This window comes from Stenotrophomonas sp. GD03777 (assembly GCF_029842485.1).
GTDB classification, from domain to species: Bacteria; Pseudomonadota; Gammaproteobacteria; order Xanthomonadales; family Xanthomonadaceae; genus Stenotrophomonas; species Stenotrophomonas sepilia.
This window is the reverse complement of the sequence record NZ_JAOCGL010000017.1, coordinates 20,902-31,936: the sequence shown is the minus strand read 5'-3', so window position 1 is coordinate 31,936 and position 11,035 is coordinate 20,902. Positions and strand designations below refer to the sequence as shown.

11 protein-coding genes are annotated in these 11,035 nt (G+C 64.2%); 7 read left to right on the top strand and 4 right to left on the bottom strand.

Translation table 11 applies throughout. The features are described from left to right. Positions 1-5 precede the first annotated feature (5 nt). Positions 6-1,145, top strand: a complete 1,140-nt coding sequence (locus tag N5E02_RS06360; protein ID WP_279946082.1) for a hypothetical protein — start codon at positions 6-8, stop codon at positions 1,143-1,145. 117 nt (positions 1,146-1,262) lie between these two features. Here the strand turns inward: N5E02_RS06360 and N5E02_RS06355 are convergent, their stop codons facing one another. The 4 genes from N5E02_RS06355 to N5E02_RS06340 form a co-directional block, all read right to left on the bottom strand. Further along, positions 1,263-3,071: a DUF2142 domain-containing protein gene (locus N5E02_RS06355; RefSeq protein ID WP_279946081.1), complete on the bottom strand. Its 1,809-nt coding sequence runs from the start codon at positions 3,069-3,071 to the stop codon at positions 1,263-1,265. Further along, positions 3,068-4,051, bottom strand: coding sequence for a glycosyltransferase family 2 protein (locus N5E02_RS06350; RefSeq protein WP_065179122.1), 984 nt, complete (start codon positions 4,049-4,051; stop codon positions 3,068-3,070). The genes N5E02_RS06355 and N5E02_RS06350 overlap by 4 nt, the downstream gene beginning before the upstream one ends. A gap of 121 nt (positions 4,052-4,172) precedes the next feature. Then, positions 4,173-5,114 carry an electron transfer flavoprotein subunit alpha/FixB family protein gene (locus N5E02_RS06345; RefSeq protein WP_279946080.1) on the bottom strand — a complete coding sequence of 314 codons (942 nt, stop codon included), beginning with the start codon at positions 5,112-5,114 and terminating at the stop codon, positions 4,173-4,175. Beyond that, the gene (locus N5E02_RS06340) at positions 5,114-5,860 is read right to left on the bottom strand and encodes an electron transfer flavoprotein subunit beta/FixA family protein (protein WP_065179124.1); all 747 of its coding nucleotides are present in this window, start codon (positions 5,858-5,860) and stop codon (positions 5,114-5,116) included. Before N5E02_RS06340 ends, N5E02_RS06345 begins: the two co-directional genes overlap by 1 nt. Positions 5,861-6,140: 280 nt before the next feature. Here N5E02_RS06340 and N5E02_RS06335 point away from each other — a divergent pair, with 280 nt between their 5' ends. The 6 genes from N5E02_RS06335 to rfbD all read left to right on the top strand — a co-directional run bounded on the left by N5E02_RS06335 (position 6,141) and on the right by rfbD (position 11,015). Further along, positions 6,141-6,515, top strand: a complete 375-nt coding sequence (locus N5E02_RS06335) for an EamA family transporter (RefSeq protein WP_279946079.1) — start codon at positions 6,141-6,143, stop codon at positions 6,513-6,515. Positions 6,516-6,606: 91 nt separating this feature from the next. Next, positions 6,607-7,482 (top strand): class I SAM-dependent methyltransferase, encoded by an 876-nt coding sequence (locus tag N5E02_RS06330; RefSeq protein ID WP_279946078.1) that lies wholly within the window; start codon positions 6,607-6,609, stop codon positions 7,480-7,482. Positions 7,483-7,613: 131 nt separating this feature from the next. Then, positions 7,614-8,669, top strand: coding sequence for a dTDP-glucose 4,6-dehydratase (rfbB, locus tag N5E02_RS06325; RefSeq protein WP_279946077.1), 1,056 nt, complete (start codon positions 7,614-7,616; stop codon positions 8,667-8,669). Between the two features lie 14 nt (positions 8,670-8,683). Next, positions 8,684-9,571, top strand: a complete 888-nt coding sequence (rfbA, locus tag N5E02_RS06320) for a glucose-1-phosphate thymidylyltransferase RfbA (protein ID WP_005415188.1) — start codon at positions 8,684-8,686, stop codon at positions 9,569-9,571. After that, positions 9,568-10,125: a dTDP-4-dehydrorhamnose 3,5-epimerase gene (gene rfbC / locus N5E02_RS06315; RefSeq protein WP_004141806.1), complete on the top strand. Its 558-nt coding sequence runs from the start codon at positions 9,568-9,570 to the stop codon at positions 10,123-10,125. Before rfbA ends, rfbC begins: the two co-directional genes overlap by 4 nt. After that, a complete protein-coding gene (rfbD, locus tag N5E02_RS06310) occupies positions 10,122-11,015 on the top strand; it encodes a dTDP-4-dehydrorhamnose reductase (RefSeq protein ID WP_164093341.1) in 894 nt (297 codons plus the stop codon). The genes rfbC and rfbD overlap by 4 nt, the downstream gene beginning before the upstream one ends. Positions 11,016-11,035: the final 20 nt, after the last annotated feature.

The following is an 11,035-nucleotide window of genomic DNA, read 5'->3' as shown; positions in this document are numbered from 1 at the left end:
ATCCCATGATCGAATGCATCTTTACCTCCATCAACAACGGTTACCTGCCGAAGGCGCGCATCCTCGCCGCTTCGGTCCGCCGCCATCACCCTGAAGCCAAGATGGCGCTCATGCTGAGCGATCATCAGGACCCGGCCCTGGATTACTCCGATTTCGATATCGTCCTGACCCCGGATGATGTCGTCGAAGGTGTCGGTGAACTCCAGTCATGGTTGTTCGATCACACCGTGGTGGAATTGTGCACGGCGGTGAAGCCATTTGCGTTTGCGCACCTGTTCCGGAAGCATGGCTTTGCCAATGTCGTCTATCAGGATCCTGATACGGTGTTGTATGCACGGCTGGAGGAGCTGGAGCGCGAGATGGTCACCCATCCGATCGTGCTGACTCCGCATGTCTCGGTGCCTGCAACGGATACCGATGACCTGCAGGACGGAGAAATGCTCGGTTGCCTGCGCCATGGCGTGTTCAATCTGGGCTTCCTGGCCTTGACCCGTGAAGGAGAGGGGCCCGCTTTCCTGCAGTGGTGGCTGGACCGCTGTCGCGACTACTGTTTCGACGACAACCAGCGTGGGCTGTTCACTGACCAGAAGTGGGTGGACCTGGCTCCCTGCTTCTTCCAGACGCTGGGAATACTTCGCGTACCGTCCTACAACGTCGCGACCTGGAATCTCTACTACCGCGAAGTCAGCACCCGCGCGGACGGTACGATTGTGGTCAATGGCAGCTATCCGCTGCGCTTCTATCACTTCTCCGGTTTCGACATCGGTACCCACGAGAAGATGCTGGGCAAGCACGATGCGGGCAACACGACCTTGCAGACGATGACCCAGTGGTATACCTCGGAACTTGAGCGACTGAAGAATCCGGCGGGCCTGCCTGACAAGTACGGCGTGTTTGCCAACGGTCGCAAGATTCCGGCCGATTGGCGCCGCTACTATCGCAGCCAGCCCGCACTCAAGCGCATGATCCCGCGCCCGTACGAGCAGTACGAAGCAATCATCGCGCATTTTGACTCGGCGCCGGACGAGGTCGCACTGGATCCTTCCTCGTCGTCGCTGGAGCGTTTTGTTCGTCGTCGGCCGGGACTGGCTTCTTTGGTGCGCAAGGTTGTTCCGGCGTCCGTGATCCGTCGTCTGCGCGGTTGAGCTGCCCTTCCCTGCGCACAACAGGATGGTCTCGCAGGCAGGCGCTGCGATGACCATGCTGTTGTGCCTTGGTTGACGACGATCGGCCAGGCACCCGGTCCGGAGTGGCCCCCGGTTCTAGGGCAGAGGGCAGCCCGGCGTAGTGAGACGGCTGCCGTTGGTGGTATGGACCATCAGACAGCTCGCCCGCTTGCCGCTGCCGTCAACGGCTTCCCATAGTCCCACTTCAGCTGTGCCATCGATCCGGACATCGCCCCTGACATAGGTAAGCGCGTCAACCGGCACGTCGTGGTAGTCGTCGTCCCCGATGCCGGCCAAAGGCAGTTCGAAGCGATGCTCGCTGCCGTCCGAGCCCCATAGGCGCAGGCTCGCCTTGGCCTTCGGATCAGTGATGGCTTTCCTGACGTCCAGCAGGATGGAGACCGAATCGATGGCCGTATCCGGTGCCTGCGCTGCTTGTGGAAGTTGTAGTTGGGTGGGCGCGTCCGTGGCGATCGCCTGTCCCGCCTCCAGCGAGAACACTGGCGAGGCCTCAGGGCGTACCGGCTGCATGTAGTAGCGGTCGGCCAGCAGTTTCGCGGTGCCATAGCCTGAGATGAGCACCAGGCAGGCCAGCAGCGCGTGTGATGCCAGGTGCAGTGCACGCGGACGCGGTTGCGGCTGGGCCAGAAGCGCGTAGGACAGGCAGACGGCAGGAATCAGGAAGTAGCGTCCCTGTACGCCTTCGATCAGGTGCGAGCCGGGCTCGGTCCATTGCACCAGCAGGGCAAGGAAGGTCAGCAGGATAGCCGAGAAGCAGACGACCACCAGCAGAGTGCGGGCCAAGGCCAGGCTGCGCCAGGCACCGGTGGCAACGGACGTGACCACTGTCGCCAGGAAGACCGTACCGGCCCAGAGATAGAACGAGGCAGGGAAGCCGATGTCGAGCCAGCCCAGCACGCCCAGGAAGGACTCCCAGTATTCGCTCATGCGGACCGGGTGCGACCAGGTTACCCAGAGCATGTGCCACAGCTCGGATGGGTGGGTGAGGTAGTGCATCAGGCGCGCTGCGTGGTCTGCGTCGCGTGGTCCGGGGGCGTACACCGTTGTCTTGATCGTCACCGCCGTCCAGCCCAGTACGAACACTGCCAGGGCCAGGGCGATCCAGAAGCGACGGCGGCAGCGCCCAAACCATGCGGCAGCAAAGGGCAATGCGAGCATCGGCAGCATGTGCGCACGGCTTGCACAGACAAGCAAGGTCGCCACTGCCAGCGCGATGAAAACGCGGGGATCGGCCCGGCGTTCGTCGACGGCAAGACGCATGAAAGCAGAGACGGCGACGAAGGTCAGTCCGGTGGCAACCGGATCCAACACGGCACCGCCAAACTGGAACAGCGTCATGGGCAGCACTAGCAGGGCCAGTGCCCCCGCAGGTGGAGCAAAGATCCGGAATGCCAGGGCCAGCAGGGCGATGGCTGCGGCCAGCGAGAAGTAGCGGGCCAGCCGGTAGGAATCGGCCACGCTCCATCCCAGCACCCTGCCGGCGGCCAGTCCAATGGCCTGGGGCAGATAGACGGCGGGGAAGTAATAGGCGGTCCCGGAAGGGGCCTGGTACAGCGTCTCACCCGACCAGGCGATCGACTCGGAGTGGGCAAGCTCCTCTGCGGTCAGCTTCTGCGCGCGCTTGCCCACGAGTTGCGTGAACTGCTGCATGTAGGACAGTAGGCCGGTATCGACGTCGCCGCCGGAGGGGTTGCCATCGCGTGCATGCAGCAGGAGTTGGCCCTTGCTCAACAGATAGGCACGCTTGACGTGATCAAGTTCATCCGGCGTCTGGAACGAAGGGGTCAGCGCGGAGAGAACGATCGACAGCAGCGTCGCGAACGCAAGGAAGAATGGCCACAGTACAGGCTGCTGCGGCGGTAATGCCGTCCGGGTATCGGTCACGCGCTCGGGCCCCGCAGCGCCGAACGGGCCAGGCGGCGATGGATCGCGCGGCGGGGTGTGCTGGCGATGTCCTGGCCAAAGAATGCAAGTAACAGCTGCACACCGACCAGGACTGGCATGGCGGCGAGCATGACGGTGCCACTGCTGGCGACCTGGCCGCTGTCGATGCTGAACAACCAGTGCTTGATGCCGTAGGCAAGGCCGAACAGCGTGAAGGCAAGTCCGAGCGGAAGCTCCAGCGAAGCCAGCGTCAAGTTGCGCAAATAGTAGTTGTAGAACACGCGCTTGCCGAAGTTCGCCAGGTTCTTGCCAAGAAACTCGGTCATTACCTTGGAGATCTTCAGGTTGCTCACTTCATCACCGTAGCGGGCGTGCATCGGCACATCGACCACGACTGCGCGCAGCGTGTTGAGCCGGAACAGCATATCCGTCTCGAAGAAGTAGCGGCGGCTGATCTTGGCCAACGGCAGATGCCGCGCGACGTCGCGGTGGATGGCCGTGTAGCCGTTGGTGGGATCGAACAGGTCCCAATAGCCGGATGAGAGCTTGGTGAGGAATGACAGGCCGCCGTTGCCGAACAGGCGCAGCGCAGGCATCTGCTGGATCTGTTCCAGATCGAAGAAACGATTGCCCTTGGTGTAGTCCGCTTCGCCGGCTACGATCGGTGCCACGAAATCCGGGATCAGCGCTGGATCCATCTGGCCATCCCCATCCACCTTGACAATGACATCCATGCCGTCTTCGATCGCGGCACGGTACCCCGTCATGACTGCTCCGCCCACGCCCTGATTCTCGGCATGCCGCAACACTTTCACGCGCGGATCCGTCGAGTGGGCTTCGATGTAATCACCACTGCCCACCGGGCAGCAGTCATCGACGGCATAGATGCGGGCAACTTCATCACCGATGCCGGCGATGACATCAAGAATGTGCTCCTTGACCTTGTAGCAAGGAATCACAATCGCAATCTGTACGGTCATTCAATGATCCAGGTGGTTTGCAGGGCTGGGCATGTGTGGCGTCTGCCGTGCTTGGGCAAGCACGTGGGAGCCAGCGCCAGGCGCGCTGGCCCCAACATGATTCAGCAGGACGGTACCAGCTTCAACCCAGCGCCGCTTCCAGCTCCGGCAGGATCGCAAACAGATCCCCCACCAGGCCGATATCGGCAATCTCAAAGATCGGCGAATCCGGATCCTTGTTGATCGCCACGATCGTGCCGGCATCCTTGATGCCGGTCAGGTGCTGGATCGCACCGCTGATACCCACGGCCACGTACAGTTCCGGCGCGATGATCTTGCCGGTCTGGCCCACCTGCAGGTCGCTGGGCACGTAGCCGGCATCGACCGCGGCACGCGAGGCACCGACGGCGGCACCGAGCTTGTCGGCCAGCTGGAAGATGACCTTGAAGTTTTCTTCCGAACCGACGCCGCGGCCACCGGAGACCACGCGCTTGGCGCTCTGCAGGTCCGGGCGGTCGCTGGCACCAGCGGCGAGGCCGACGAAGCGGGTGTGGGTCGGCAGGACAGCATCGACGCTGGCTGCTTCGATGGCGGCGCTGCCGCCCTGGGCCGCTTCCGGCCACGAGGCGGCACGCACGGTGGCGACCACGATCTGGTCGGCCGGGGCTTCCACGGTGATGATCGCGTTGCCGGCGTAGATCGGGCGCTTGAAGGTGTGGCTGCCTTCAACGCTCATCAGGTCGGAGACCTGGTTGACGCCGAGCAGGGCGGCCACGCACGGCATCAGGTCCTTGCCGAAGGTGGTCGACGGGCCGAACACGTGGGTGTAGCCCTTGGCCAGCTGCGCGATCTGCGGCGCCAGCACCTGCGCGATGGGCTGCGCGTTCGCAGCGTTGGCCACGCTCAGGACCTTGGCGACGCCGGTGATCTTCGCGGCCTCGGCGGCAACGGCGGCCGGGTCGGCGGCCAGCACCAGCACGTCGATGCTGGCACCGCCGATGGCGGCAGCAGCGCTGACGGTCTTGGCGGTGGCGGCGTTGAGCTTGCCGTCGTGGTGCTCGGCGATGACGAGAATCTTGCTCATTACAGCAGCCCCTTCTGCTTGAGTGCGGCCACCAGTTCGGCCGCGTCCTTGACCATCACACCCTTGCTGCGCTTGGACGGTGCGGCGTACTGGGTGGTCTTGAAGGTGTCGGCGGCTTCAACGCCGAGGTCGGCCAGCTGCAGGGTCTCCAGCGGCTTGGCCTTGGCCTTCATGATGTCCGGCAGCTTGATGAAGCGCGGCTCGTTCAGGCGCAGGTCGGTGGTGACCACCGCCGGCAGATCGACTTCCAGCGTTTCCAGGCCGGCGTCGACTTCGCGGGTCACCGTGGCCTTGCCGTCGGCAATGTCCAGCTTGCTGGCGAAGGTCGCCTGCGGGCGGCCCCACAGCGTGGCCAGCATCTGGCCGGTCTGGTTGGCGTCGTCGTCGATGGCCTGCTTGCCCAGGATCACCAGGTCCGGCTGTTCCTTCTCGATCAGCTTGAGCAGGGTGCGGGCGGCGGTCAGCGGCTGGATGGCCTGGTCGGTGACCACATGGACGGCACGGTTGGCGCCCATGGCCAGGCCGTTGCGCAGGTGCGCCTGGGCATCGGCCGGGGCGATGGTGGCAACCACGACTTCCGTGGCGATGCCCTTGTCGCGCAGGCGCAGGGCTTCTTCCAGCGCGATTTCATCGAAGGGGTTGGGGGACAGCTTGACGCCGTCGGTGACCACGCCGGAACCGTCCGGCTTGACCTGAATGCGGACGTTGTAGTCCACCACGCGCTTGTACGCGACGAGGATTTTCATCTGGTACGGGGTCCTTCAATAACGGGGAGAACGTCCGGTCCTGCAACAGCAACCGGTTCGGGGGTGGGATCCCGATTCTAGCCGGGTTGGGGTGACCATGCGAATGCGTATGGTGGATTCCGCGGCACGGCGGGGGCGCGCATTTCCGGATCTCCCGGCGCCTGTATATGCTGGATGACCTTGAACTGCTTGCGCAGGCGCGCGACCGCGCCCGGATGCGCAGGCCGCATGTTGCAATGCAACTGAACCATGCCCCTTGCTGTCCCACCAGGAATCGTCCATGCCCCGTTCTGCCGCTGTACTGACCCCCACCGTGATCGCGATGATCCTGGTCACATTGGCCATGCTGGCCAGCGGGCAGGTGCTGTTCAAGCTGGCCTCCTCGCAGCTGTCGTTCAGTCGCCCCGCCAGCTTCTTCTCCGGCACCCTGATTCTCGCGTTGTTCGTGTACGGCGCAGCCACACTGCTGTGGTTGGCGGTTCTGGCGCGTGTGCCGCTTTCGGCCGCATTTCCGTTCTATGGCCTTACGTTCCTGCTGGTGCCCGCGTTCTCCTGGTGGCTTCTGCATGAGCCGATCCGGCCGCAGACCTGGGCAGGATCGGTGGTGATACTCATCGGTGTAGTGATTTCTTCCTGGAGTGGTCGCGGCAGTTAGTTCGGCCCAAGGCATTTGACACCATCAGGTTCGCCGGTACGCTCTGCTCACTAGGCGCATGACTGCGCGGAAAGAACCTGAGGGGAAGACGGTGATTCGACGTGATGAACTCTGCCCAGGCTGTCATTCCACGCTCGAGGTGGGCCTCCGGCCATGGCACCGCGTCTGCGCCAACTGTACCTACGAAGGAAGCACACTCAGCGTCGATATCGACATCGATGGCAGCGTTGAAGTCGTCGATGAAGCCATGCGCGAGGAAGGGCTGGAACACCTGCGGCAACGCAATTTCCAGACATTGACCGCAGATCTGGGGACGCGGATCGCACCTGCCGATGGCATGCGCCCGCGCTTGCTGGACGTCGGATGCGCCCACGGTTGGTTTCTGGAGGCGACCCGGCCACATTTCGACGTGGTTGGAATCGAGCCCGATACCCGGATCGCGGCGATCGCCGAAGCCAAGGGCCTGGACGTGCGCAAGGGTTTCTTCCCTGACGCCCTGGCGGACGGTGAACGATTCGACGTGATCATCTTCAACGATGTCCTGGAACACATTCCCGACATCGATTCTGCGCTCGTGGCCTGCACCCGCCACTTGACTCCCGGAGGCTGGATCGTTGTCAATGCTCCGGCCCGGACGGGGGTGCTTTACCGTATATCCAAGGCAATGGCCGGCCTCGGGATGCCGGCCTCTTTCGACCGCATGTGGCAGAAGGACTTTCCCTCGCCGCATGTCCATTATCTGGACGACGCCAGCGTGGCCGCCATCGCCGCGCATCACGGCCTGCGCGTGTCCGATGTCCGCACCTTGCCGTCAATGAGCAATCACGGGCTGTACGCCCGCATCCGCACAGACCGCAGCGTTTCGTTCCTCAAGGCGGTGGCGCTCACGTCGGTGCTGACCCTGGCCAGCCCGGTCCTGTCCATGATGCCCGCTGACATCAAGGTCTGGCTGCTTCAGGTTGCCTGAACCCTTACCAGCGCTCTCTGTGCCGCGGCGGGGCCGTTCAATGCGCCAGTGCGCAGTCGTTGTATCCTTCTGCCTTGGAATCCGGCTGCCCACACGCGGTTGGTATGGAAATTTCAACAGGAGAACAGGTAGTGCCCACATGGCTTGTCACCGGCGGTGCCGGATTCATTGGCGGTAACTTCGTTCTCGAGGCCGTCGCACGCGGCGTCAAGGTCGTCAATCTCGACGCCCTGACCTATGCCGGCAATCTGAAGACCCTGTCCAGCCTGGACGGCAACCCGAACCATGTGTTCGTGCAGGGTGACATCGGCGACAGCGCCCTGGTCACCCGCCTGCTGGCCGAACACCAGCCGGACGCGGTGCTCAATTTCGCCGCCGAGAGCCACGTCGACCGTTCCATCGATGGCCCGGGTGCGTTCATCCAGACCAATGTAGTGGGGACCCTGGGCCTGCTGGAAGCCGTGCGTGATTACTGGAAGGCGTTGCCGGCCGAGCAGGGCGCGGCCTTCCGCTTCCTGCACGTGTCCACCGACGAGGTGTACGGCACCCTGGGCGAGACCGGCAAGTTCAGCGAAACCACGCCGTACGCCCCGAATTCCCCGTATTCGGCGTCGAAGGCCGCTTCGGACCACCTGGTGCGTGCCTTCCACCACACCTACGGGCTGCCGGTGCTGACCACCAACTGCTCCAACAACTACGGCCCGTATCACTTCCCGGAGAAGCTGATCCCGCTGGTGATCGCCAAGGCGCTGGCCGGCGAGCCGCTGCCGGTGTACGGCGATGGCAAGCAGGTGCGCGACTGGCTGTTCGTTTCCGACCACTGTGAGGCGATCCGCACCGTGCTGGCCAAGGGCAAGGTCGGCGAGACCTACAACGTCGGCGGCAATTCGGAAAAGCAGAACATCGAAGTGGTGCAGGCGATCTGCGCCCTGCTGGACCAGCGCCGCCCGCGCGCGGATGGCCAGCCGCGCAGCAGCCAGATCACCTATGTCACCGACCGCCCCGGCCATGATCGCCGCTATGCGATCGATGCGTCCAAGCTGAAGAACGATCTGGGCTGGGAACCGGCCTACACCTTCGAGCAGGGCATCGCCTTTACCGTCGACTGGTACCTGGACAACCAGGACTGGGTCAAAGGCGTGCTGGACGGCAGCTACCGTCTGCAGCGCATCGGCACTGCGGCCTGAACCCTGGAGACGACATGACGCAGCGTAAAGGCATCATCCTCGCCGGCGGCTCCGGCACCCGGCTGTATCCGATCACCAAGGGCGTCAGCAAGCAGCTGCTGCCGGTGTACGACAAGCCGATGATCTACTACCCGCTCAGCGTGCTGATGCTGGCGGGCATCCGCGAAGTTCTGATCATCAACACCCCGCACGAGCAGGCGCTGTTCCAGCAGCTGCTGGGCGACGGCTCGCAGTGGGGTATGGACATCCAGTACGCGGTGCAGCCGAGTCCGGACGGCCTCGCCCAGGCCTACCTGATCGGCCGCGACTTCGTCGCCGGCAAGCCGAGCTGCCTGGTGCTGGGCGACAACATCTTCCACGGCCACGGCCTGCGCGAAGTGCTGCGCAACGCCGACCAGCGAGAGCAGGGCGCGACCGTATTCGGTTACTGGGTCAACGACCCGGAACGTTACGGAGTAGCCGAGTTCGATAAGGACGGCAGGGTCATCGATCTGGTCGAGAAGCCGGAGAATCCGCGTTCGAACTACGCGGTCACCGGCCTGTACTTCTACGATGGCAATGCCAGCGACTATGCGGCCGAGCTCAAGCCGTCGCCGCGTGGCGAGCTGGAGATCACCGATCTGAACCAGCGCTACCTGCGCGAGGGCCACCTGCACCTGGAGGCCCTCGGCCGTGGCTATGCCTGGCTCGATACCGGCACGCACCAGTCGCTGCTGGAGGCCTCCAACTTCATCGAGACCATCCAGACCCGCCAGGGCCTGCAGGTCTGCTGCCCGGAAGAAATCGCGTTCGGCAAGGGCTGGATCAACGCCGAGCAGCTGGAAGCACTGGCTGCGCCGCTGATCAAGAATGGCTACGGCCAGTACCTGCACAAGCTTGCCCTGCGTGGAGTCGTTCCGTGAAAGTGATTGAAACCAAGTTGCCCGGTTGCGTGGTGATCGAGCCGGCGGTGTTTGGCGATGCCCGCGGCTATTTCTTCGAAACCTGGAATGCCGAGCGCTTCGCCGCGCTGGGCCTGCCCGATCGCTTCGTGCAGAGCAACGTGTCGACGTCCGCGCAGGGCGTACTGCGCGGACTGCATTACCAGTGGCCGCGCCCCCAGGGCAAGCTGGTCAGCGTGCTCGAAGGCGAGGTCTACGATGTGGCCGTCGACATCCGTCGCGGCTCGCCGACCTTCGGCCAGTGGGAAGCGGTGGTGCTGAGCGCGGAGAACAAGAAGCAGTTCTGGATTCCGGAGGGCTTCGCGCACGGCTTCGCTGTGCTGTCCGAGCGTGCGGTGTTCAGCTACCTGTGCACCGAGGTTTACCTCAAGGACTTCGATGCCGGCGTGCGCTGGAACGATGCGGACATCGCCGTGGACTGGCCGGTCAGTGCCCCGACCTTGTCGGCCAAGGACGAGAACGCGCCATTCCTGAAGGACATTGCTGAAGACCGCCTGCCGGTCTACGTGCCATGACCGTGCTGGTGTTCGGTGGCAATGGCCAGGTCGGCCAGGAGCTGCTGCGCGCGCTGGTGCCGCTGGGCAAGGTGGTCGCGACTACCCGCAGCGGCCAGCTGCCGGACGGCAGTGCGTGCGAAACGGCCGACTTCGGCCAGCCCGACAGCCTGCCGGCACTGCTGGATCGCGTGCAGCCGTCGCTGGTGGTCAATGCGGCCGCCTACACCGCCGTTGACCGAGCAGAGCAGGACGCTGATGCGACCTTCGCTGCCAACGCGCAGGCGCCGGGCGCAATCGCGCGCTGGTGCGCGGCCCACGGCGTGCCGTTCGTACACTATTCGACCGACTACGTGTTCGATGGCCAGGGCAGCGCGCCCTACCGCGAGGACGAGCCGACCGCACCGCTGGGCGTGTATGGCACCAGCAAGCGCGATGGCGAGGACGCGGTGCGTGCGGCCGGTGGCCGCCATCTGATTTTCCGCACGGCGTGGGTGTATGCCTCGCACGGCGCGAATTTCCTGCGCACCATGCTGCGCGTCGGGGCCGAGCGCGATGCGTTGCGGGTGGTGGCCGACCAGGTCGGCACGCCGACGCCTGCCGCGCTGATCGCCGATGTCACCCTGCAGGCGTTGCAGCATCCCGGGCAGCTGTCCGGGACCTGGCACCTGACCGCCAGCGGCCAGACCAGCTGGCATGGTTTTGCCGAGGCGATCTTCGCCGAAGCGTTGGCTACCGGCGTGTTGGCCAAGGTGCCGACGGTCGAGGCGATTCCCAGCTCCGAGTATCCGACCCCGGCCAAGCGCCCGGCCTGGTCGGTGCTGGACAACCGCAAGCTGCAGCAGGATTTCGGCATCGTGCTGCCGACCTGGCAGGATGGCCTGAAGCGGGTGATGGCGGAGATTGCCTGATGGCCGTAGCGCCGGGCCAT